The 21,989-nt window shown below is 63.0% G+C and carries 20 protein-coding genes; 3 read left to right on the top strand and 17 right to left on the bottom strand.

All coding sequences use genetic code 11. The annotated features are described in order from the left end of the window. Positions 1-33: 33 nt before the first annotated feature. From GNP00_RS12940 to GNP00_RS12930, 3 genes are read right to left on the bottom strand one after another with little or no spacing between them, the layout of a single operon-like run. On the bottom strand, positions 34-1,419 hold the full coding sequence (locus GNP00_RS12940) for an FAD/NAD(P)-dependent oxidoreductase (RefSeq protein WP_011581172.1): 1,386 nt from the start codon (positions 1,417-1,419) through the stop codon (positions 34-36). Then, on the bottom strand, positions 1,416-1,715 hold the full coding sequence (locus GNP00_RS12935) for a (2Fe-2S)-binding protein (protein ID WP_011581173.1): 300 nt from the start codon (positions 1,713-1,715) through the stop codon (positions 1,416-1,418). The genes GNP00_RS12940 and GNP00_RS12935 overlap by 4 nt, the downstream gene beginning before the upstream one ends. Beyond that, positions 1,687-2,817, bottom strand: coding sequence for an NAD(P)/FAD-dependent oxidoreductase (locus tag GNP00_RS12930; RefSeq protein ID WP_011581174.1), 1,131 nt, complete (start codon positions 2,815-2,817; stop codon positions 1,687-1,689). Before GNP00_RS12930 ends, GNP00_RS12935 begins: the two co-directional genes overlap by 29 nt. 267 nt (positions 2,818-3,084) lie before the next feature. Between GNP00_RS12930 and GNP00_RS12925 the strand changes: the two genes are divergently transcribed. Together GNP00_RS12925 and GNP00_RS12920 are read left to right on the top strand one after the other, a co-directional pair. Next, a complete protein-coding gene (locus GNP00_RS12925) occupies positions 3,085-4,461 on the top strand; it encodes an MATE family efflux transporter (protein WP_011581175.1) in 1,377 nt (458 codons plus the stop codon). Between the two features lie 134 nt (positions 4,462-4,595). Further along, the gene (locus GNP00_RS12920) at positions 4,596-5,381 is read left to right on the top strand and encodes an IclR family transcriptional regulator (RefSeq protein ID WP_011581176.1); all 786 of its coding nucleotides are present in this window, start codon (positions 4,596-4,598) and stop codon (positions 5,379-5,381) included. Between the two features lie 18 nt (positions 5,382-5,399). Here GNP00_RS12920 and GNP00_RS12915 read toward each other — a convergent pair whose 3' ends face one another. The 14 genes from GNP00_RS12915 to GNP00_RS23400 all read right to left on the bottom strand — a co-directional run bounded on the left by GNP00_RS12915 (position 5,400) and on the right by GNP00_RS23400 (position 19,828). Next, positions 5,400-6,239, bottom strand: a complete 840-nt coding sequence (locus GNP00_RS12915; RefSeq protein ID WP_011581177.1) for an amidohydrolase family protein — start codon at positions 6,237-6,239, stop codon at positions 5,400-5,402. Between the two features lie 59 nt (positions 6,240-6,298). Beyond that, a complete protein-coding gene (locus GNP00_RS12910; RefSeq protein WP_011581178.1) occupies positions 6,299-7,561 on the bottom strand; it encodes an NAD(P)/FAD-dependent oxidoreductase in 1,263 nt (420 codons plus the stop codon). A gap of 12 nt (positions 7,562-7,573) precedes the next feature. Next, positions 7,574-9,031, bottom strand: coding sequence for a tripartite tricarboxylate transporter permease (locus GNP00_RS12905; RefSeq protein ID WP_011581179.1), 1,458 nt, complete (start codon positions 9,029-9,031; stop codon positions 7,574-7,576). A 15-nt stretch (positions 9,032-9,046) separates the two neighbouring features. Further along, positions 9,047-9,520, bottom strand: coding sequence for a hypothetical protein (locus tag GNP00_RS12900; RefSeq protein ID WP_011581180.1), 474 nt, complete (start codon positions 9,518-9,520; stop codon positions 9,047-9,049). Between the two features lie 75 nt (positions 9,521-9,595). Next, positions 9,596-10,561: a tripartite tricarboxylate transporter substrate binding protein gene (locus GNP00_RS12895; RefSeq protein ID WP_011581181.1), complete on the bottom strand. Its 966-nt coding sequence runs from the start codon at positions 10,559-10,561 to the stop codon at positions 9,596-9,598. Between the two features lie 68 nt (positions 10,562-10,629). Next, complete coding sequence (locus tag GNP00_RS12890) at positions 10,630-11,703, bottom strand: dipeptidase (protein WP_011581182.1); 1,074 nt, start codon at positions 11,701-11,703, stop codon at positions 10,630-10,632. Between the two features lie 154 nt (positions 11,704-11,857). Beyond that, the gene (locus GNP00_RS12885; protein WP_011581183.1) at positions 11,858-12,802 is read right to left on the bottom strand and encodes a LysR family transcriptional regulator; all 945 of its coding nucleotides are present in this window, start codon (positions 12,800-12,802) and stop codon (positions 11,858-11,860) included. Further along, positions 12,799-12,963, bottom strand: coding sequence for a hypothetical protein (locus GNP00_RS12880; RefSeq protein WP_157038062.1), 165 nt, complete (start codon positions 12,961-12,963; stop codon positions 12,799-12,801). Before GNP00_RS12880 ends, GNP00_RS12885 begins: the two co-directional genes overlap by 4 nt. 30 nt (positions 12,964-12,993) lie before the next feature. Continuing rightward, positions 12,994-14,079: an S-methyl thiohydantoin desulfurase family protein gene (locus tag GNP00_RS12875; RefSeq protein WP_011581184.1), complete on the bottom strand. Its 1,086-nt coding sequence runs from the start codon at positions 14,077-14,079 to the stop codon at positions 12,994-12,996. Then, positions 14,076-15,194 carry an S-methyl thiohydantoin desulfurase family protein gene (locus GNP00_RS12870; RefSeq protein ID WP_011581185.1) on the bottom strand — a complete coding sequence of 373 codons (1,119 nt, stop codon included), beginning with the start codon at positions 15,192-15,194 and terminating at the stop codon, positions 14,076-14,078. The genes GNP00_RS12875 and GNP00_RS12870 overlap by 4 nt, the downstream gene beginning before the upstream one ends. Continuing rightward, a complete protein-coding gene (locus GNP00_RS12865) occupies positions 15,187-16,743 on the bottom strand; it encodes a hydantoinase/oxoprolinase N-terminal domain-containing protein (RefSeq protein ID WP_011581186.1) in 1,557 nt (518 codons plus the stop codon). The genes GNP00_RS12870 and GNP00_RS12865 overlap by 8 nt, the downstream gene beginning before the upstream one ends. Before the next feature lie 23 nt (positions 16,744-16,766). Continuing rightward, positions 16,767-17,339, bottom strand: a complete 573-nt coding sequence (gene msuE / locus GNP00_RS12860) for an FMN reductase (RefSeq protein WP_011581187.1) — start codon at positions 17,337-17,339, stop codon at positions 16,767-16,769. Between the two features lie 85 nt (positions 17,340-17,424). After that, positions 17,425-18,795, bottom strand: a complete 1,371-nt coding sequence (locus GNP00_RS12855) for an LLM class flavin-dependent oxidoreductase (RefSeq protein WP_011581188.1) — start codon at positions 18,793-18,795, stop codon at positions 17,425-17,427. A gap of 100 nt (positions 18,796-18,895) precedes the next feature. Further along, complete coding sequence (locus GNP00_RS23400) at positions 18,896-19,828, bottom strand: AroM family protein (protein ID WP_011581189.1); 933 nt, start codon at positions 19,826-19,828, stop codon at positions 18,896-18,898. Between the two features lie 298 nt (positions 19,829-20,126). Between GNP00_RS23400 and GNP00_RS12845 the strand changes: the two genes are divergently transcribed. Next, positions 20,127-21,749 (top strand): ABC transporter substrate-binding protein, encoded by a 1,623-nt coding sequence (locus GNP00_RS12845; protein WP_011581190.1) that lies wholly within the window; start codon positions 20,127-20,129, stop codon positions 21,747-21,749. Positions 21,750-21,989: the final 240 nt, after the last annotated feature.

Below are 21,989 nucleotides of genomic sequence, written 5' to 3'. Positions count from 1 at the left end.
GTTGATGGAAATTGCAGATTCAGCAGCACGGCCCTAGTCCAGGGGCTGGCCCTCCGCAGCCGGCGCCAGGCCCGCTATCTCGGCTACGGAGAGTGGCTTAAGCGGGGGGCGGATGCGGTAGTACCCAACAGCATCCTGCGGGGTCCGGCGCGCCGCTGCGATGACTTCCGTGACCACGGGGCCGCAGATGCGGCCTTGGCACGGCCCCATGCCGCACCGCAGGAAGGCCTTCGCCTGATTTGGCCCGGGCGCCCCAAGCGCCACGGCTTCGCGGATCTGTCCGGCGGTTACTTCTTCACAGCGGCACACGAGCGTATCATCCGCGGGCACAAGCACTTCATCGGACGGCGCATAGAGCGCCTCCAGGAAGGGGCGGATCGCCCGATCGCGCGCGAGCCGCGCCATTACGGACCGGGCTTCGCCCGTAGTAGCCTTGCCCGCCCTGGCGGCGATGCGCAGGGCCGCGAGCCTCCCTCCGAGAGCGGCGGAAACGGCGCCGCCGATTCCTGCTCCGTCGCCGGCGACGTAGACATTCTGGATTCTCGTTTCGCCGAACGGATCCAGCCTAGGCACGAAACAGCGCTGACTTGCGCTCCAATCCTGCTCGCAACCGAGGAGGCGCGTGATCTGCTGGTTGGGTATCACGCCCTGGTGCAGGCCCACGGTGCCCGCCGAAATGCGATGGCGCTGGCCTTTGATCGTGAAGCTGACGGCTTCCGCCGCCTCGCGGCCCTCGATCGCAACCGCCTGCGCATGGCGATAGACCGGCACGCCCGCGCGGGCGAGCTGCCGGATCATGGCCAAGCCTTTCCTCAGATAGGCCGGAGCGCGCAACGCCCCGAAGAGATGCGGCAGCGCCCGGCGGAGCGCGCCAGGCGCTGTGGTCTCGACGACCGCTCTGGGAGGCGATCCAGCCTCCGTCATTTGCTGTGCCACCAGGAAAAGGAGAGGGCCACAGCCGACCAATACCGTATCGTCACTGACGAGCTCGTGCGCCTTAAGCAGGATCTGCAACGCGCCGGCCGTCATCACGCCCGGCAGAGTCCAGCCCGGCAAAGGCGTGGCGCGCTCCATGGCACCCGTGGCTATGATCACCGATCCCGCAGTGACTTCGCCACTGCCAGTCGCGCCGCTGTAGTTGATACGGAGCGACGCATCGACATTCCAGACAATCGTGCCTGGCATGTAGACCGCGGAACTCGTCCTGAAAGCCTCGGCAAGAGCTCTACCCCTGGCATAATCTTCACCCATCAGCGCCAGCCGCCCCGCATCCGCCCGCTCGATGGCGCGATAGATCTGCCCGCCAGGCGCGTCCTGCTCATCGAAGACGACTACGGAAAAGCCGGCGCGAGATGCCTCCACCGCCGCGGCCATACCCGCGGGGCCGGCGCCGATTATCGCGACATCATATGCGCTCATGTGCTTCCCACCCGCGCCGCGCCGCGCTGGCGGCGCACCCGCATACCTGGCAGCACCTTCACCATGCAGGCCTGCCGGTTAGGGATCCCGTCGATCTCGACCAGGCATTCGAAGCACACGCCCATGAGGCAGAAGGGCCCGCGTTCGGACGCTGAAACCGCTGTGCTGCGCAGGACCCTTTCGCCGGCAAGCAGCAGCGCGGCCGCCACGGTATCGCCGTCCTCCGCCTCGAGTCTGTGCCCTTCGAAATCGAAAGAGAGCCTTGCCTTACGCGACGTCGCGATGCGCTTGAACATCAAACCTCCCTGCGCTGAAGGCGGCGAATTCTTCATCAAGGCGGCCGCGCGCGATCATCGGCGCGAGCGCCAGCGCATGAGCGCCTGCCAGAGTGACGCCGGAATGGCAGTTCACCACGAAGGCGCCCGGATGAGTCCGCGATTGCTCGTAGATGGGAAACCCGTCGCCGGACATGACGCGGAGCGCGGCCCAGGCCCGCACGACCTGCAGCTTTCTGAGAAATGGAAAGGTGCGGGCGGCGCGTCTGGCAATCTCCGCCATGACGTTTGGCCGCGACGCGGTATCGAAGCCCGAGTCTTCGTAGCTGTCTCCCATGAGGAATGTGCCTTCCTCCGTCTGGCGAACGAAGGCGGTTGGCATAGGCAGGACCGTCGCTGCGCGCTCCGTGACAAGAATCTGCCCCTTGAGCGGAGAGACCGGCGCGCTGAGCCCCACCATTGGCGCGAGCGCGCGGTTAGCAAGGCCAGCGGCGAGCACCACTCTCTCCGCCGCGAACACCCCGGCGGCGGTCGTGACGCGATAACCCGAGCCGTCCCTTGCTATCGCGGTCACACGGGCGTCGGCATGATAGCGTCCGCGCCCTTGCAGGAGCCCAGCATGCAGCGCTCGCAAGAGGTGAAGCGGGCTCGCATGGCCGTCGTGCGGGGACCACGAGCCGCCAATGACTGCTTCACCCAAGCCGGGAAGCATCTCGGCAAGCTCGCGGCGGTCGAGGACCCTTGCTTCATAGCGCTCCGGCCCATGCACTTGCCGCATCCGTTCGATGAGATTGGTACGGGCCTGCAGTTCCTCCTCAGAAAGGCAGGTATGCACTCCTCCAGCCTTGTAATAATGCGGCGATACGCCGGTCTCCCCGGCGAGCTCTCCGGCGAATTCCGGCCAGAGGTCGGCCGAGCGGCGTGTCCAACGCGCATATTCGGACATGCCGTCGCCTTTCGACTGCACCCACACGAGCCCGAAATTGCCGCGGGACGCCCGAAAAGCCACATCCCCCTCGTCGAGGACGATGACGCCTTGCCCGATTTTCGCCAGCCCGTAGCTTATGGCGGCGCCAACCAAGCCGCCCCCGACGACGATCGTATCGGCATGCTGAACCGCCATGCTGAAGCCACCTCCGCTGGCACCGGCCGGTTGGCACGGCGCATGTCAGAAACCGGCTAAACTCAATCAACAGCGCAGTCGATAGCGCGCTGCAAGGATTCCCGCGATGCGGGAGCAGATCGCGCCGCCTTCGACACACCGTGCAAAGTGGTCCAATCCTGAGTGAATGGGCAGAACGGCAGCGAGTGCGACTGATCGTATGACCGCATCCTGCTGCGCTGGGTGCGGCAGGGTGCGCCCGTTCAAAAGAAGCGGGAGCGCCGCCCGATGACAATTGACCAGCCACGGCTTGACCAGGAATCTTCCCCTGGTTCGCAGATGCCTGCCACCACCGTTACCCATGGCCAGGTGCTGAAGATTGCGTTGCCAATCACCCTGGCATCGATATCGACACCCCTGGTCGGCATCGTTGACACTGCAGTTGTCGGGCAGTTGGGGAACGAAGCCCTGATCGGCGGCATCGCTGCCGCCAACGTGATCATCAACCTCGTCTTCTTCACCTTCAACTTCCTGCGTTCCTCCACCACTGCCATGGTTTCGCAAGCGTTCGGGGCGGGACACGGGATAGAGATGCTCGCGCATGCGCTCCGCGCCATATGCTTGGCTTTCGCGGCAGGCCTCATCGCAGTGGCGCTACAGTGGCCGATTGCCTATGCCGGCTTTTCCCTGCTCGGCGTCGGCGAGGATGTAAGGGCAGCCGGAATGGTCTATTTCGGCATCCGCGTCTGGTCAGCGCCGCTGCTGCTCGTCAATTATGCGCTGGTGGGCTGGCTCTTCGGCCAGGGCTCTTTCCTGCCGGGCCTTGCCCTCCAGGCAGTGCTCAACCTCGTCAACGCAATACTCAGTATCGCTTTCGTCCTCCATTTCGATTGGGGTGTTGCCGGCGCGGCGCTGGCGACGGTGGCCGCAGAGACGGCCACCGCTCTCGCCGGCGGCATTCTGATAGCGCGCGCTCTTCATGGAAAGGCACGGGCAGTGCTTTCAGCCCTGCCGGACATGCGCCAACTGAAGCGGATACTCAGCATCAATGCAGACATTCTTCTGCGATCCATGATTCGCTTTTTCAGCATCGCTCTCTTCACGCGGGAGAGTGCCGCTTTTGGCACGGCGATGCTCGCAGCCAACGTCGTGCTGATGAACCTCTTCTATTTTTCCGGCGCGATGATCCAGGGGCTTGCCGTCGCCGCCCAGCACCTTGCCGGAAGGGCGGTGGGCGGGTGTGACCGCGTCATGTTCGAAACATCGGTAAACCTCTCCGTCTTCTGGAGCGTTGCGACGGGCTTTGCTGTGGCGGCGGTCTATCTCATCGTTCAAGACCCGATCATCGCGCTCATGACGGCAAGTCCTGATGTACGTGCGCTCGCTCACGCCTATTTTCACTGGGCGCTACTGACTGCCCCGCTCGGCAGTCTTGCCTTCGTCATGGATGGCGTCTTCATAGGTGCGACCTGGGCGCGCGACATCCGCAACATGATGCTCGTCGCTTCGGCCTGCTACCTGCTGCTCATCTTCACCCTTATCCCCTGGCTCGGCAACGATGGACTATGGATCGCCTTCCTCGCGTTCCTCGCCGTGCGCGGTTTCACGCTTCGTTGGCGCATGAACCGGCTGATGTCACGCACCTTTCCGCTCCCCTCCCGATAGCCGTCAGCGGAAGCCCCCCGGCGGAATTTCTTTCTGTATGCAATTAAAAATATTGATTTGAATGTAGAAGTGTACTTTACTGAGGTGGTACCGATACCCGAGAGTTGGAAGCATTCTACGGAGGCATCGACGCGATGGGTGCACCGGAATTCCCTGAGGAGGCCACCTCCAATGAACGGCTGGGGACCGTTCAATCCGTCGAGCGCGCCATCTCCCTCCTGGAGGTGCTGGCGGAACACGGATCGGGAATGCGCCTGAGGGAGATCACCGCGGTCGCAGAGCTTTCCCGTTCGACCACTCACAGGCTGCTCACCACATTGGAAAAGCGGCATTTCGTGCAGTTCAATCGGCATGATGGACGCTGGTATATCGGCCGCCAGGCCTATTTGGTGGCGAGCGCCTTCGTTCATAAGCGGGCCTTCGTCGCCTCCGCCATCCCATACATGCGCAGGCTCAGGGACCTGACGCATGAGACCGCCAATCTCGGCATTGCCGAAGGCCACGACGTGGTCGTTCTGGCGCAGATCGAGAGCCGCGAGGCAAGACTTTCGGTGGCCAAGGTGGGCGGCCGCATGCCCATCCACTGTTCGGGAATGGGCAAGGCCATCCTCGCCGCCTATCCGGAGAAAGAGGTCAGAGCCGTCATCGCAAATATGGCGGTGAGCACGGATGCCCTGGGCCCCTGCTACAGTGACGACCTGCATGTCACCAGGCGTCGCGCCTACGCCATCGACGACGAAGGCTTGGCCCGGGGCGTGCGGTGCGTCGCCTCCGTGGTTTACGGTGCCAACAGCGAACCTCTCTGCGCCATCTCCGTCTCCGGTCATGTCAGCCGCCTGACGGACGAGCGCATCGAAGCGGTTGGCCCGCTCGTGTCGTCTGTCGCGCAGGAATTGACGGGAGCGCTCGGCGGACGCTGAGCCACCGGAAAGATGCCATCACAGCCCCAGCAATGCTGCGGCATTGCGGAAGAAAATGCGCTCGAGCACCTCCGGACGGAAACCGATTTGCTGCACGCTCTTGACGGCTCGGTCCAGCGCAAGCACGGGATAGGAGCTGCCGAAGAGCAACCGGTCGCTGAGGAAGCCGTTTGCAGCGCGGACATATTCCTCGAACCCCGGCATGCGGCCGGCCAGATACATGTCTGGACACAGATACACGTTTTGCCGGCGCAGGCACACATGCAGGATTTGCAGCACCCATGGCCAGCTGCCATGCAACGACACCAGCTTGAGACGCGGGAAATCGGCCGCAACACGATCGAGGTGCTCGGGATTTGTGAAGCTCAGGTCCGGTCCCGCATTTCCTCCGGCCATGATGAAAAGCGGGATGCCTGCGTCCTCGCAATGGCTATAGAAGGGGTAGATGCGCCTGTCGTCGATCGCCAGCGCGTTTCCCAGCAATCCCGGTTCGATGAGTGCGCCTTTGAAGCCGTCGCGCATGGCGCGGTCAATCTCCGCCGATGCCTCGGCCGCCTTGCCAGGATCCACCACCGCAAGGCCCACGAACCTGTCCGGCCACAGCCGGCAAAGCTCACGGACGCTGGCGTTGCTCACGTTCCCCAAACCGGGCGAAATACGGCCCGCTGCCAGCCCCACTCCAACGCCGGCCGCATCCATCTCCGTGAACAGTAGTTCCATTGAGGTTTCCGCAAGCGACGCGGGCGCCTCCAGGCCCATTTCAGCTGCCATCCGCGTGATCCGCGGCACGTCGGTGAAGTAGCTGGTGGTAAGAAACTCCCCGAAGGGAGGTCTAAGGCGGCAATCAAAGATGCGCATTCGAGACGTTCCGATCTTTATCAGGAGGTGGTGGCAGTCGCCGCAAAAAGCGAGGCGGCTCAGAAGCGCGATTGGCTGAAAGGCGCGATATCGATGGATGTCGGGCGGCCGGCGATCATTTCCGCGACCAGTTTGCCCGTCATCGGTCCGCCGCACATGCCCACATGCCCATGTCCGAAGGCGTAGACGATGCCCGGCGAAGCTTTCGACCGGCCAATCACCGGAAGAGAATCCGGCAGGCTGGGGCGGAATCCCATCCACTTGGACATTTCCGATTCCGGGTAGTCCTCGCGCAAGGCGGGAAACAGCGCCCTTGCAGGACGCAGCAGGCGGCGCGCACGATCCATGTTGGGCGGTCTATCGAGGCCCGCGAACTCGACGGTTCCCGCTATCCGCAGCCCGGCCTGCATCGGCGTTGCAACGAATTTATGCATGGCCTCGAGGACGGGCACCCTGGGCATCGCCTCCGGCGACTTGAGCATCAGGTGATACCCCCGTTCGGTGTCGAGCGGGATCTTCTCGCCCAACCGGGCGGCAAGCCGCGCGGACCGGGCGCCGGCGGCGATCACGGCGAAATCGCAGGCCACCTCGCCCCTATCGGTCAACACCGCCCTAACAGCCGATCCGTCACGCTTGAAATCCTCCGCGCTCGCCTTGAAATGCCGCCCGCCGGCTTTTTCCACCGCCCTCGCCAAATGCTGAACGAGGCCTTGCGGATCGACGGTATGGCCGTTCCCGGGCACGAAAAGCGCGGCGTGGTAGTCGGGCGAGAGCGCCGGATCGAACTCCTTGATTTCAGGGCCTTCGAGGATATCGAAGGCGATCCCGTGCCGGCGCCGTAGCTCCCAGCCATAGGCATCGCCGCGGAGCGCGGCCTCGGTTCGATAGACATAGAGAAAGCCGTCGCGCCGGATGAGATGCGTTGCTTCAGCCTGCTTCGCCAACGGCATCAGACAGTCGAAAACGGGACCGAGGAGGCCCGCCAGTGCCGCTGCCTGCTTGTCCACCCGCTCGCGCCGGCCGGAACGGATGAAGCGCAGGAGCCAGGGCGCCAGCTTCGGCAGATATCCCCAGTGGATCGCGAGGGGACCATGGGGATTGAGCAGATAGCCCGGCACATGGCGCAGCACGCCGGGCATTGCCATGGGCACCACGGAGGCAGGGCTGAAGGCGCCGGCATTCCCGTAGGAAGCGCCGCTGCCCGGCGGATTGGGATCGATGAGCGTGACGTCGTAGCCTTCCCTTTGCAGCCAGAGGGCGCTGCATACGCCCACAATGCCCGCTCCCACGACAGCTACGTTCTGTTTTTTCCCATTTTGCATTTCCGTCCGACCTTATTCGATAGCGCGCCAGAGGCGGCGGCTGAACCAGAGCGAGAGCGCCGCAAGGACGATGAACATCCAGAAGAGCGGCCGCTCCAAAAGCACGAGGGGGGAGAGCTCGATGACCTGGCGGGCCGAGCTCTCGAGCATCGGTCCCAGCACATAGGCCAGCACCAAAGGCGCCAGCGGCCATTTGGCCCGCGTCAGCAACCAGCCCAGGAAGCCAAAGACGACGCACACCCAGAGATCGAACATGCTGTTGCGCACGCTGAAAGCGCCCACCAGGCAAAGGACCATCACCGCCGGCGTGAGGATCGCCTTGGGAATCGCGGCGATGCGGACCCAGACGCCCACGAGGGGAAGATTGAGGACGAGGAGGATCACATTGGCAACGAAGAAGCTGCCGATGACGGTCCACACAAAATCGGCTTGCGCTATGAACAGCATCGGCCCCGGCGCGAGGCCATAGACGGTCAGGGCGCCCAGGATCAGCGCCATGGTGGGTCCGGTGGGGACGCCCAGCGCCATCAGCGGCAGCAGATTGCCCATCGCCGCCGCATTGTTCGAGGCCTCGGCCGCCGCAACGCCGGCCACCGCGCCCTTGCCGAACTTTTCCGGCGTCTTGGAAAAGTGCTTTTCGAGAGTATAGGCGAGGAAGGACAGAACCGAAGGCAGCATGCCCGGCAGCAGGCCGAGAGGAAACGACAGGGCTGTCGCCCGCGCCCCTGCAGCCAGCCCGAGGGCGCATTCCTCCCGGCTGGGCATGAGCTTTTCGATCCTGACCTTGCTGAAATGTCCGGTCTCCTCCTCATAGATGCGCAGCATCTCGCCCAGGCCGAAGAGGCCGATCATCACGGGCACGATATTGAAGCCTTGCTGCAGCGCGGTCGTGCCGAAGGTCAGGCGCGCCAGCCCGGCGGCCTCGTCATAGCCCACCGAAACGAGGATCAGGCCGACCACGGCGATGATGGCGCCGCGAAGCAGCGAGCGTCCTGAAAGGGCGGCGATCGCGGTCAGGCTGAATATGCTGAGCCCCAGATACTCCGCCGGGCCGAAACCGAGCGCCAGGCGCGCCGTGGAAGGGCCGAGCGTCGCTACCAGGATCGTGCCGATGATACCGGCGAGGAAGGAAGCGATCGCGGCTATTGCAAGTGCCGGCCCCGCCCTCCCCTGCTTCGTCATCTCATAACCATCGATAGCGGTGACGATGGAGGAAACCTCTCCGGGAACCTTCATCAGGATCGCAGTCGTCGACCCGCCATACATCGAGCCGTAGTAGATGGAGATTAACGCGATGATCATCCCCTCCGGCGGCAGATAGACCGTGAACGGGAAGAGAATGGCAACCGCGGAAACGGCTCCGATGCCGGGCAGAACGCCGACGATCGTCCCGATCAGGCATCCCATGAAGGCAAACGCCAGGTTCTGGGGAGAACAGGCGGCGAGGATACCGGCTAGAAAGGCGTCCATGTGCGGCTCCGTTCCCTACCAAAAAATCCAGGTGGAAAAATAGCCGCGTGGGAGGCTGATCATCAGCGTGGTCCAGAGCCAGGCGGAGGCGGTTGCAAAGATGGCCGCTACCGCCAGGCTGCTTGCCATTCGGTACCCACCCAGCAGTCGCATATAGGCGGCAACCACGATAAGCGTGCTGATGATGTAACCGAGGCCATGAAGCGAAGCGGCATATGCAACGAGCAGGCCATAGCCGATCGCCGTGTTCCGATTGCCCTCGGAAATCCGCCAGTTCTCCGCCAGCGGCTTCAAGGCATAGAAAAGCGTCAGGATGATGAGGAGCAGGCCGAGAAGAATCTGGTAGCCGCCCACTTCGAGCGCGCGCAGATGCCGCGTGACCAGGACGAAGCGGATTCCGTCGCCGGTCACCACCGCGCCAAGGAGCAGAAGAATGCCGATTTCAGCATTCTTCACCAGGCGCGAGCGCACGGTCTGCTCATCGGACATCGCGGTTGCTCCGCAAGTTGGGATCGACGGATGCAGGGGGGCGGCCGCAGCGATCCGCCTGCCCTCCTGACTCGTTCATCGCTTCGCCAGCGCGCGATATTCCTCCGCCTCATCGAGGATATAGGTGCGCGCCTCTTTCGCCGGCAGGAAACGCGGATAGAAGCCGATCGCTTCGATCTCCTTGCGGAAACTGTCGTCCCCGCTCATCTTCTGGACGACCTCATCGAGCCGGTTCAGCACCTCTTCAGGCAGACCGACCGGTCCCGAGAATCCGAAATAAGCGACGAAATCGACCGGATAGCCCGACTCGGCGAGGGTCGGAACATCGGGAAGCGCGGTGGCTCTTTCAGGACCGGCGATCGCCAGCACCTTGAGATCGCCCGATGAGATCAGCGGATTGATCGAGCCGCCGGACATCATCACGTGACCGCCCGCGACCGCAATGTTGCCGGGACCATTCCCACTGTAGTCGACCGGCTTCACCGTCTGGGGATCGATGCCCGCCACGGAGAAAAGTCCTTGGGTTACGAGATCGGAATAGGTGGATCCACCAAGCCGGACATAAGTGAAGCTTCCGGGATTGTTCTTGATGAAGTCGACCATGTCGCTGACGCTGTTCCAGGGGGAATCGCCCTTGACCATGATGAGCGCGCCCTGGGCGGCCATGAGAGGGCCATAGGTGCGCGCCTGCAGATCGACCGGGTTGTCGGGTATGGTCGCCTTGATCGAGCTCGTCGCGGGTGTTTCCAGAAGAAGAGTATAGCCGTCGGGCGCTGCCCGCATCACCGCCTCGATCCCCGGCAGCTGGTTGCCGCCCGGCATGTTGACGACGTTCACCGGCACGCCCAGTTCGCGCGACATGATGCGCGCGGCGATGCGCGCGATCGCGTCCGACCCGCCGCCCGGAGCGTAGGCGACGATGATTTCGATCGCGCGCTCCGGCCAGGCCGCTTGGGCCGGCAACACGGAAAGGCCGGCCAGCGCCGATATGAACAACAGCGAAAAGCAGCGCCGCAGCCGGTTGAGAATGGATGTGTTCATCGCATTGTTCTCCTCACGAATTCCCCTTGTCGGTTTTTGTGACGGTCAGGTTCACCCTGCCTTCCCCTCTAGTCCTTCCACACTGCGCTGTAGACGCGCATCCAGTTCCCCCCGAGTATCTTTATGATATCGCCTTCGGCATAGCCGCGTTTGTGGAGCCCGCGGCTGAGGTTCAGCATTTTGGCATGGCTGTCTAAACCTGCCGGATAAGGATCGTAGCGATCGGTAGGCCCGACGCCGAAAACCTCCGGATGACGCAGTCGCGTGGTGCGCAGCACCGAGTCTCGCGTAAGCTCCAGGGTACGCGCCAGATGGGAGGACATGTCGGAAGCAATTCCAACATGGTCTATGCCCATGATCTCGACGGCGTGGTCGATATGGTCGATGACGTCCTCGACGGTGGAGGGCTGCACGACATGCGTCTCCGGATCTCTCTTCACGAGGCAGGGGAAGAAGGGAATGCCTGCCAGTCCACCCGTGTCAGCCACCGCCTTTAACATGTCGTCGGGCTTATTGCGCCCGAAGGCGCGCGCAAGGGCATATGCACCCGAATGGCTGGCGACCACGGGCGCCTTGGAAAACTTCAGCGTGTCCCAGGATGTCGCCGGCCCGCAATGGGAGATGTCTAGCAGAATGCCGAGCTCGTTGCATTTGCTCACCACCTCGATGCCGAAATTGCTCAGCCCCGGATCGTTGCGCTCGCAACAGCCGGCGCCGATGAAGCCCAGATTGTTGTATGTCATCTGGAATACGCGCAGGCCCAGCTCGTAGAAAATCTCCAGATCGGCCAGCCGGTCGGCAATCGGCTTGGGATTCTGGAAGAAGGGAACCATGCCAATCTTGCCGTCCCGCTTGCAACGCTCGATATCGGCCGCACGGGTGCAAAGGGCCATCCGATCGCTATTGCGCGAAATGAGAGCCTTCAGGTTGCGGAAATTCGCGATCGCGCCGGAGAAATCGGTCTCGTCGGAAGAGAGCGTCGCGTTCCCGCCCGTCACGCCGCCCTTAAGGAAAGCGTCGATTTCCTCCTCAGGCGCCTTGTAGAAGCCGAGCATCGGGAAGGCACCGTCGAACACAATCGCCTTTTCATGCAGTCTAAGGATGTTCAAATCCTCATCGGCGGACAATTCGTAGTACGACATCACTCCCTCTTGCGGCTGCTGCATCTCGAATTCCGACCGGAACCCATATTGGAGTTCACTCCAAGCTGGAGCATTTCGCCAATGCATTGAGGCACGGGGTTATGCCTGAAGTGTATAGCCATCCTCCATTAGCGCAGCAGAAGTGCCCTCTGACCTATTCGGCAGCCGCCTTCTGAACGTTGACGCCGAGTTCGGTAATATATCGGCGGGTTTCCCGGAACAGCTCGCGGGCGGAAGGAGAGAGCGTATGCCCGCGCCTGAAATAGGCGCTGAACGAGCGGTGGATGAAGTTCCAAGGGCCGCGCAGCGCTACAAGCTCGCCGCTGAGCAGTTCGTCCCTTACGACCACGGATGGAATCGCGGAGATCCGGTCGGTGCTCTTCACAAGAGCGACGATCGCTGTGAAGAGCGTCGTTTCGACCGGGAACGCCGGCACGTCGTGTCCTTCGTTGCGGAAGAAATTCTCCAGGCGGCTGCGCAGGTCGAGCCCCTCCGTAGGCAGGATCCATTTGCACTGGACGATATCGCGCACGGACAGGGACGAAAGCTTGGTAAGAGGATGGCCCGGGCGGGCAATGACCACGAGCGTGTCGGTGAAGAGTTCCTGCTGCAGGATGTCCCGCGCCTGCTCCTCGGGGCTCATAAGGGCCATGACGAAATCGTATTTGCCGCTCCGCAATCCTTCGAGCAGGGCGGGTTTGCGGTCCTCGACGAATTCGATGGTCAGATGCGGCCAGCGCGGGACAAACCGGGCAAGCACCTGCGGGACGATCTTGTTTGCCACCATGGCCGTCGAGCCGATGCAGATCTTGCCCGCGCCGGCTCCGGTGGCAGCCTCAATTTCCGCCAAGGCTTTCCTGAAGTCGCTCTCGATGCTCTGGAGGAAAGGGAGCATCGCTTTGGTGTATTCGGATGGCGTCACGCCATGTGCGGTTCGTTGAAGCAGAGGCACCCTCAGCCGGTCCTCCAGCCTTTTGATGCTTCTGGTCAGCGTAGGCTGGGTGGTGTTCAGCTCCTGAGCGGCCCGATTGATGCTGCCACACCGGACCACCGCCAGCAACTCCAAGAGCTGCGCCACGGGGATGCTTCTGAGGTTCATTGGTTCGCCTCCTCATACTGGCAAGGAAACCAATGAAACCACAATTTCGCGCGGAGCGCGCCTTTCATCGGCAGGCCTCCCAGGCGCACCTTGATCGAGGTGGCGTTCACAGCCAGGAAGATCATTGTCAGGCCGCCATTATGATCGGGCGGATCAAGCACGTTGTCGGCGCCGATCCGGCGCCTCGGACATCAGGACAGGCTGTGTAACGGCGCGTATTCGTGATCGTAGCCGAAATAGGCGGGACCCACGAGATCGAGCCCGGCCGGCGTCCGCCACTGCTCGTCGCAGGGCAGGCCGATCATCGTCACGGCCAGGCCGTAGCGGAGCTGCTCCGTGGTCACCGGAAGGCCTCCGTCGGCGTCGAGCGCACAGATCAGGTCGGGCGTTATCGCCATCGGGGCGCCATCGTCGCCTCGGCAAATCAGGAATTCGTTCTGGAAATCGACGCGGAAGCTCTTCCCCTCGTCCGCTTCCATTCCCTTGAATAGCGCCTGCCCGCGCGCAAATCCGCCTACGGTCCGCCGGTCTATATCGGCGACCCGGCCGGAAAACAGGCGCTTGCCGCCAAGACGCCTGATCAGCGCCTCTGCGGGATTGCGGTGTGCATTCCGCTCCGCCGATATCGTCTCGCCGATCTCCTTGATAAGCGACAGGGTGTGGCGAAGGATGCCGCGCTTCACCTCTGCCCCGCTCATCGGGTAGAGCGCCACCAGGGCCGCTCCCCCCATTTCCACGGTCTGGCATCGGGCGAGACGCTCCGTCCAGCGGTTGGAGATCGCGTTGATGATGGAGCTGTTGCCCTTGTCGTCGGCCAGCACCATGGGCGTTGCCGAGACGCCGTGCATGGTGAAGGACACCATTTGCAGTTCCGGAAAGGCCCGGCCCATCCCGTCGCCGTCGATCAGCGGCAGGCCGGTGGCGGAGGCGACGGCGAAGGGAATTGTCGAGTTGAGCCCGCCGGCCTCGATGCAGATCAGCGCGTCGGCCCTGCGCCCGAGAAAGGCCTCGAGCTGCGCCAGGGCGAAACCGGCCTCCGATCCGTTGGGTAGCTTCTCCACCATTACGGTCGGCGCGCCCATCATGCACACTGGCAGGCAAAGCCAGTCGTCCTCGACGTCGTCGGGCGAAATCACCGTCACCGGCCCCTTCTCCGCCATCACGGACTGCGCCATCAGCTTGCCGATATACGGGTCTCCACCGCCGCCCGTGCCGAGAAACGCACCGCCCGTCGCGATCGCTTCCATGTCCTGCGGCATCACCTGGAATGATGTCATCGAGCCACCCTCTCCCGTTCCTGCTCGCACATTGGCCTGTAATCGATCCCTTCAAGGCCGAATCCCTTGGGTCCGACCACCTCCAGCGCCGCGTCGGAGCGGAGCAACGGGTGGCATGGAAGGGCGAGAACGGCCACGCGCTGGCCATAGCGAAGCATCTCGGTGGTGATGGCCTCGCCGCTATCCACGTCGAGAATCACGATGAGGTCGGGAACGACCACTTCGACCGCGCCATTGCGCAGAAACACGAGGTTTTCGTTCTGGATGAGAACCGAGCCCTCGTCTCCCTCGTACTGATCGAAGCCGGTAAGGTGCACCTTGCCTCTCACGAAGCCGCCGGCGATCGTACGGCTGACATCGGCGATCTTCCCCCGGAAGACCATTCTCCCATTTTCGCTCTCGCATATGGCGCAGATCGGATCAGCATGCGCGCGCCGCGCCGTCATGACGGCTTCGCCGAGTGCCATGGCCCGGCTGTAAGAGCCGGGGATGGCGAACTGCTTCAGGAACTTTCCCGACATCGGCGCGCTTGCAAGCGTCGACGCACCGCCCTGGGCCACGACGCAGGCCCGCGCCATGGTCTCGTGCCACTTTTCCGAGATCGCGTGCTCAAAGATCACCACATTGCCGTGCAGGTCGCACATTACGCTCGGCGTCGATCGATGGCCGTAGATTGAGTAGGTCGTCATCTGCATCTCGGGGAACGCGCGCCCCATCCCGTCGCAATCGACGACCGGGAGCCCGGCCGCGGAAGCGGTGATCAGCGGTTCCATCGCATTCTGCCCGCCGATCTCCTCGCAGGCGACGGCATCGATGGAAACGCCGAGCCGCTCTTCCAGCGCACGGATGCACCTGAGCCCTTCCTTCCCCTCCTTGATCCGCTCATGCGAGACGAGCGGCGCGCCGATGCCGCCCACGGAAACGACGACGGCGTCGTCGGGAAGGGTCTCGAGCGGCACAATCTGCATCTTGAAGCCCTGCCGCAGCGCCTCGCGGGCGCGCAGCTTGCCGATATAGGGATTGCCGCCGCCGCCGGTCCCCAGGATCGCGGCGCCGATCTCCAGCGCATCAATCTGCCGCTCGTCGAGAAGAAAGCCGCTCGTGCGTTCAAGCATGTACGCCGTCCATCTCGCCGACCACCTTCACATGGATGCGGGTGGCATTGCCGGGAAGATACGCGAGCGGCACGTCCTCGCGTTCGATGACGGTTATCGTCGCCGGCGCGGCGCCGGAGCGCATCGCCTTCTCGCGCGCTTCCTCCTCCGCCTGTTTCAGGCAGGTCTCGCGGGTAAGCCCGTTGGCGAGCGAGAAGATGCGGTCCACCTCGCCGCTCACCTGCGCGATCGCAGCCCCCACCGCGTTAGCGACGGCGAAGTTCTCCGGACGGATTACGCGCAGGTCGCCGAGCCTCTCCGGCATGAGGATGGAGCCGCCACCCACCGCGACCACTGGTATCGGCTCGGGCGAGATGCGGCTGCGCTCCACGCCTCGTTCCAGCATCCGCACGATCTCGGCCAGAGCCTCGTCTACGAGTTCGCCGGAAAGCGAGGCGACCGCTGCGGGATTGCCGATCGATGCCCGGCCGGCCGCGACGGCGATATCGGTCGCCGTCAGCGTTCCGCCGCCGAACACCAGCGCCTCCTTCGTGATGCGATAGCCGACGGATTGCGGCCCGACGCTCACTGCATCGCTTGTCCCTTGGACGAGCGAGCCCCCGCCCAACCCGATGGAGAAAACGTCAGGCATGCGGAAATTCGTGCGTACACCGCCGATATCGACCACCGTCGATGCCTGGCGCGGGAAGCCGCGCTGGATAGCCCCGATGTCCGTGGTCGTCCCGCCGATATCGACGACGATGGCATCGCTTTCCCCTGTTAGGAAGGCTGCCCCGCGCATAGAATTGGTGGGACCGGATGCGAAGGTAAGGACCGGGAATTCCCGCACGACATCAGCGCCCATGAGCGTGCCGTCGTTCTGGGTGATGAAGAAGGGGCAGTTGAGTCCTGCCGCCTGGAGCGCCCTTCCGAAGGCATCGACCGTGCGGCCGCTGAGCTCGAGCAGGCTGGCGTTCATGATAGCCGCGCTTTCGCGTTCGAGCAGGCCAATGCGGCCGATATCTCTGGAGACAACCACGCGCAGGCCGGGACAGCGCTTCATGAGGTGCTCGCGTGCGGCGGTCTCCATCGCGGCGTTGATCGGGCTGAAGACGGAGGTGATCGCCGCGGCCGTCAGGTCCTTGGCGCGAATGTCCGCAGCGATCCGGTCAAGCTCGTCCGTGTCGAGCGGCGCGATCTCGCGGCCGTCAAATTCGTAGCCGCCGCGCACCAGGTACCGGTGCCCGCCGACGGTCTCGCGCAGATCCGCCGGCCAGTCCACCATAGGCGGCAGGCAGGCGGTGGCCGGCAGGCCGAGACGGATCGCCGCCACCGGATTGACGTGCTTACGCTCGATCACTGCATTGGTGAAATGCGTCGTGCCGATCATCACATGGGTTATTTTCGAGCGCTCGACGGAGGCCTTGGAGATAGCCGCCTCCATCGCCTCGATCACGCCGCTCGTGACATCCTCGGTGGTTGCAGCCTTCACGCCCGCAAGGACGGACCGGCCGGCCATGATGACCGCGTCCGTGTTCGTCCCTCCGACATCGATTCCCAATCGGTACATCTTGTCCTGGTCCCAGTTGCCGCCTACGCCCAGCGCTTCTCTGCCGGGTCTGTTTCAAAGGGGATACGATGCTTGATGAGGCTCGAGAGCTGCCGGCAGGCCATCACGCATCTCTGCCTCGTCGGCTCATCCGTCAGCTCGCCGTCCTTGAAGTCCGTATCCGACGCATAGACCGCAAGCGGCACGCTGGAGGCGCCGAAAAACCCGAAGAGCGGCCGCATCTGATGCTCCACCATTAGCGCGTGCCGCTGGCCGCCGCCGGTGGCGGCGATCAGGACCGGCCTTTCCAGAAGGCTGTTGGGATCGAGAAGGTCGATCAGGTGCTTGAAAAGGCCCCCATAGGAGCCTTTGTAGACGGGGCTTGCGACGATGAGCGCGTCGGCCGACTCGATTTCCTGCAGGATCCGCTCGAGTTTCGGTGATGCGTCCGAGCGGAAGAGGCAGGTGCCGAGATCCGGCATAAGATCGAGCACGTCGTAAACGGCGTTCGCGCCGCCGCATTGGCGCGCCGTTTCGGCGACAAGGCTGGTTACGAGCGCCCGTGTCTTGGAAGGCCGGCGTATGCTTCCCGCCAGACCGATGATCTTTCTTGTCAAACTGCTTTTCCTTCAGATTGTTGGGAGACGCGTTTGGCGTGATGGCGAATCCGTCACCCCTGGAGAATGCGTCGGGGTCCCCGCCCTATTCCGCCGCATCGGGCTTTGCGTTTCGGCCATCGCGGGCGAGCACGTGGCGCGTATGCGGCCACGACAAGCCCAAATGCTCACGCAGCGTGCTGCCTTCGTACTCCCTGCGGAAAAGACCCCGCCGCTGGAGTTCGGGGATGACGAAGTCGACAAAGTCGGAGAGGCTGCCCGGCAGCGCTTGCGGCATGATATTGAAGCCGTCGGCGGCTTCGGAGGTGAACCATTCTTCCATCTGGTCGGCGATGTCCTCCGCCGTGCCGATGACGAGATTGTGCCCGCGCGTCCCGGCGATCCTTGTATAGAGCTGGCGGATCGTCATGTTCTCTCGAGCGGCCGTGTCCTTCAGCACCTTCAGCCGGCCCTTTCCGGTATTGTTGTCCGGCAAGTCCGGGAAGGGTCCGTCGATCGGATAGCCGGAAAGATCGTGGCCGGCCATGGACGACAGGAGGCCGAGGCCGACGACGGGATCGATGAGGTCCTGCAGTTCCTGGAACTTCGCTTGCGCCTCTTCCCGCGTCCGGCCGACGACAGGCGAAAGGCCAGGCATGATTTTCAGATCGTCGGGCGAGCGGCCTGCCTTCCGCACCCGCTCCTTCAGTTCCCTATAGAAGGTGATTCCGTCGGAGAGGGCCGGCTGCGCGGTGAAGACAACGTCGGCGCACCAGGCGGCGAGATCCATGCCCGCGTCGGAGGAGCCCGCCTGCACGATGATGGGGCGGCCCTGTGGCGTGCGCGGCACGTTGAGTGGGCCTCGGACGGAGAACCGCTCACCCTTGTGGTTGAGCATGTGGAGCTTTTGCGGATCGAAGAAGCGCCCGCCCTCCTTGTCGAGGATCAGCGCGTCATCTTCCCAGCTGTCCCACAGGCCGATGACGATTTCGGCAAACTCGCGCGCCCGTGCATAGCGGTCCGCATGCGCCAGGTGAACGTCGAAGCCGAAATTGTAAGCCTCGGCCTCGTTCGCCGAAGTGACAAGGTTCCAGCCCGCCCTGCCCCCGCTCAGATGGTCGAGCGAGGCATATTTACGCGCCACGTTGTAAGGCTCGTTGAAGGTCGCGGTAGCCGTCGCGACAAGCCCGATCCGCTCCGTGACCGCTGCGAGCGCCGAAAGCAGCGTGATCGGCTCGAAATAGGCTGCGCGCGAGCTGCGTCCGTCGGACTCCAGCTCGCGGCTCCAAATGCCCGCATTGTCGGCGAGGAACATCATGTCGAACTTGCCGCGCTCGGCGATCTTCACCACCCGGATGTATTCCTGGAGATCGACGCCGGCGTCGGCCTTCACGTCGGGATGACGCCAGGCGGCTATATGCTGGCCGGTCGCGGTCAGAAACGCCCCGAGCTTCATCTGTTCGCCCGCTTTCCTCATGACACCTCCCTTGGGTGGATCTTTGCGGAGTTGCCAAAGCGTAGATGAAAGCCACCTGCCGCAAAATACGTGCCGGCACGTAGGAGGCGAAAAGACAAAGCTAGCCCGGATTCTCGATCATGGCGCGGCGGATGAGCTGCATTGCCGTCGTCGCGTTGTATTTCGCCATGGCGCGTGACCGGTGGATCTCAACCGTCCGGTGGCTGATCCCGAGCTGTTTGGCGATTTCCTTATTGGAACGGCCTTCGAGCACGAGCGAAAGCACTTCCTGCTCGCGGCCGGTAAGCGGTTCTTCCGGCCGCGGCAGACGCTTTATCAGGTCGAGCTCGCTCGCCTGAGCAAAGCTGTGATGGGCCGTGCTGCCCATTTCCATAAGCCGCAGGTGGAGGGCCCCGGCGATGACACGTCTGGCCGTGACCACCGGCTTGTGCGATTCGCTCGCCAACTGCTGGGCCATCTCCTTGGTGTACCCGACCGAATGCATCAGGATGAAATCGACATCCCTGAGCAGGAGCGCCGTCTCGTCGATGCGGCTTGCCTCGCCGGAATAGGCCACGGTCTGGTAGTTCTGGATGAGGATGCCGTAGTCATGGAGCGTCACCGGATCGGAGGCTTGTTTCCGTAGGGGAAAAACGACGCCAAGCTGTGCCGTGCCGAGGATGAAGGAGGCGATCCATTCATCCACCGCCAGTTGGCCGTGGATGAGTGGGGTGGACGTCTCGAATTTGCGGAAGATGCCGCTGGCGAGCAGCACAAGCAGATCGTGCCCCAGCCGGTCGATCTGGGCGGTCACGATATCCAGCCGCCTGTTGATAAACTCCGAAGAGACGACGACCTGTTCGCCGCTGGCCAGCCGCGTCACGAGAGGCGTATCGCGCAGCGAACGCGGCGGCTCGATCTCACCGTCCGAAAGGCCGTCCAGCGCGCCGATTTCCGTGTAGTCGATCGGTTCGCGAATATGCTCCAGCACCTCCGAGATAAGCTCCGGCCGCGGTGACTGGCCGAGCGTTATGAAGCAGACTCGCTTTTTCATGCCATCAAACGACATTCCGGGCCGGACACTCCATTTAGCCTCTCTTGGCATCATTGCTTTCGCCCGAGTATAGACATTGCCCAGGCCTCGTCCATCGTGCCAACGAATGCCGGCTGTAAGTGCTGCCACGTATTCTTAGGCCCACACTGGCTTGATAAGCTTGCAGGATCGAGGCAGGTGCCCTGGAGAACCGGCGCGCCCGACGAAGCCATAAAAGGCAGCCGGAAGCGGCGCCCCGCTCCAAGGCGAGACTTGCTTCCTTAATGCCGGCGATTCTAGCTTGAGAAGGGGAACAGGAATGTCGAATTTCATGCTCACGCGCAGGCAACTTCTGGCCGGAACGGCGTCGGCCGGCATAACGTTCGGCGTCGGGCCGACGATGCCCTTCGCGGCAGCCGCCGATAAGCGAACGCTGCGTCTGGCCGACGGCAATATCGGTCAGGCCGACCCGCACAAGCCCGTGGACTTTCCGGGCTCCATCCTCATGTTCAATCTTTACGACTTTCTGGTGCGTCCAGCGCCCGGTGGAGAGATTGAGCCTTCCGTGGCGGAATCCTGGGAGATTTCGGAGGACGGCAAGGTCTACGCCTTCACCATTCGCGACGGCATCAAGTTCCATGACGGTTCGCCGCTGACGGCCGAGGATGTTGTCTTCTCCGCCAACCGCATGATCACGATGAAGCGTGGCTTCTCGTTCCTCTTGGCCGCTGTCGAGAAAGCCGAGCAGGATGGCAACAAGGTTATCTTCCGGCTGCGCGAGCCGTTTTCACCCTTCCTTGCAGCGCTGGTGCGCCTTGCTATAGTCAACAAAAAGCTCGTGACGGCCAATCTGAAGGACGGCGAATTCGGGGAGTTCGGTGACTACGGCGAGGCATTCCTGAGCAGCAACGACGCCGGCAGCGGACCATACAAAATCGCCAGGCATGATTCCCAGAACGAAACGGTGATGGAGATCAATCCCGATTATTTCGCGGGCTTTGCGCCCAATCCGCCCGAGGTGGTGCGCTCGAAATTCGGCGTCGAGGCCGTGACCGTGCGCCAGCTCATGCCGCGAGGCGAGATCGACCTTACGCGCCTGCCGCTGCCGCCGGAGATTGTCGCCGCGCTTTCGCAGTCGGACGGCATTTCTATCGGCCAAGACCGCAAGCCCACCATCTTTCACTTCAAGATGAACACGCAGAAGGCGCCGCTCGATGACGTGAATGTCAGGAAAGCGATCGCGCTTGCCTTCGACTATGACCAGCTTTACGCGCTTCTTGATGTGGCCGGCCAGCAGCAGGGTACGCCGATCCGCGGCCCGATCCCGGCGGATGTCATGGGTTATGATCCCGGTGTACCCCTGATCAAGCGCGATATCGAGGCGGCAAAGGCCGCACTCGCCGAGTCCAAATATGCCGATCAGCCCTTGGAGCTCAATCTCGTTTGGTTCAAGTCGGTAGCGCTGCAGGAGAAGTTCGCGCTCCTGCTGCAGGCCAATCTGGCCGAGCTCGGAATGAAGGTGAATATCACCTCCGCCCCGTGGCCTCAGATCGTGGAAATGGCCACCAGTCCCGAAGCGACGCCCCACCTTGCCTGTGTGGCGACCTCTCTTTCGACAACGGACGTGGACTCCATGCTGTGGGCCGAATATCACAGCTCGGCGGCAGGCACCTATCTTTCCATGCACTGGCTGCAAAAACCGGAAATCGATGCCGCGCTCGAAAAGGGCCGCCAAACCACCGATCCCGCGGCGCGTCACGAGCTTTACAAGGAGCTGGCGCGCGTGATCGCGGACGAGTATCCGTCGGTCTTCCTTTACCAGGCCATCGATCTCGTGGCATTCCGGGAAAACCTGCATGTGCCGGGCTTCGAAGACCCGAAGCAGTCCATTCCGATCATGGCCGGCAATTACCGGTACGACAGGATGACAATGGATGTTTGACCGGCGACGGGCAGGCATGGAAATCTCCTTGCCTGTTTCGGTCCGGCAAATCCGTTTCGGCGCGGCTCGGCTAGCGCTCCGGCGAAAGCCGGAGCCACGCCGACATTTCGATCGGAGCGTTCCAACCGCCATCTTCAACATACGAGCGACTGGTCAGGGAAGTTGACGTCATCAAAGCAGAATTCGATCGGGGAAACTGGGGCGCGGTACATTTCGCCTCCAGGTCACCCGGATTGTTTC

This window comes from Chelativorans multitrophicus, assembly GCF_011317445.1.
Lineage (GTDB): Bacteria > Pseudomonadota > Alphaproteobacteria > Rhizobiales > Rhizobiaceae > Chelativorans > Chelativorans multitrophicus.
The sequence above is the reverse complement of the archived record's forward strand: the minus strand, read 5'-3'. Positions and strand labels throughout refer to the sequence as shown.

Bases quoted from the DNA above. Each gene is read 5' to 3' on its own strand.
- GNP00_RS12920 (WP_011581176.1), top strand. From the start codon at position 4,596: ATGGGTGCACCGGAATTCCCTGAGGAGGCCACCTCCAATGAACGGCTG.
- GNP00_RS12865 (WP_011581186.1), bottom strand. From the start codon at position 16,743: ATGTACCGATTGGGAATCGATGTCGGAGGGACGAACACGGACGCGGTC.
- GNP00_RS12910 (WP_011581178.1), bottom strand. From the start codon at position 7,561: ATGCAAAATGGGAAAAAACAGAACGTAGCTGTCGTGGGAGCGGGCATT.
- GNP00_RS12885 (WP_011581183.1), bottom strand. From the start codon at position 12,802: ATGAACCTCAGAAGCATCCCCGTGGCGCAGCTCTTGGAGTTGCTGGCG.
- GNP00_RS12905 (WP_011581179.1), bottom strand. From the start codon at position 9,031: ATGGACGCCTTTCTAGCCGGTATCCTCGCCGCCTGTTCTCCCCAGAAC.
- GNP00_RS12895 (WP_011581181.1), bottom strand. From the start codon at position 10,561: ATGAACACATCCATTCTCAACCGGCTGCGGCGCTGCTTTTCGCTGTTG.
- GNP00_RS12930 (WP_011581174.1), bottom strand. From the start codon at position 2,817: ATGGCGGTTCAGCATGCCGATACGATCGTCGTCGGGGGCGGCTTGGTT.
- GNP00_RS12890 (WP_011581182.1), bottom strand. From the start codon at position 11,703: ATGTCGTACTACGAATTGTCCGCCGATGAGGATTTGAACATCCTTAGA.
- GNP00_RS12915 (WP_011581177.1), bottom strand. From the start codon at position 6,239: ATGCGCATCTTTGATTGCCGCCTTAGACCTCCCTTCGGGGAGTTTCTT.
- GNP00_RS12935 (WP_011581173.1), bottom strand. From the start codon at position 1,715: ATGTTCAAGCGCATCGCGACGTCGCGTAAGGCAAGGCTCTCTTTCGAT.
- GNP00_RS12870 (WP_011581185.1), bottom strand. From the start codon at position 15,194: ATGCTTGAACGCACGAGCGGCTTTCTTCTCGACGAGCGGCAGATTGAT.
- GNP00_RS12875 (WP_011581184.1), bottom strand. From the start codon at position 14,079: ATGACATCATTCCAGGTGATGCCGCAGGACATGGAAGCGATCGCGACG.
- GNP00_RS12925 (WP_011581175.1), top strand. From the start codon at position 3,085: ATGACAATTGACCAGCCACGGCTTGACCAGGAATCTTCCCCTGGTTCG.
- GNP00_RS12855 (WP_011581188.1), bottom strand. From the start codon at position 18,795: ATGAGGAAAGCGGGCGAACAGATGAAGCTCGGGGCGTTTCTGACCGCG.
- GNP00_RS12845 (WP_011581190.1), top strand. From the start codon at position 20,127: ATGTCGAATTTCATGCTCACGCGCAGGCAACTTCTGGCCGGAACGGCG.
- GNP00_RS23400 (WP_011581189.1), bottom strand. From the start codon at position 19,828: ATGAAAAAGCGAGTCTGCTTCATAACGCTCGGCCAGTCACCGCGGCCG.
- GNP00_RS12940 (WP_011581172.1), bottom strand. From the start codon at position 1,419: ATGAGCGCATATGATGTCGCGATAATCGGCGCCGGCCCCGCGGGTATG.
- GNP00_RS12900 (WP_011581180.1), bottom strand. From the start codon at position 9,520: ATGTCCGATGAGCAGACCGTGCGCTCGCGCCTGGTGAAGAATGCTGAA.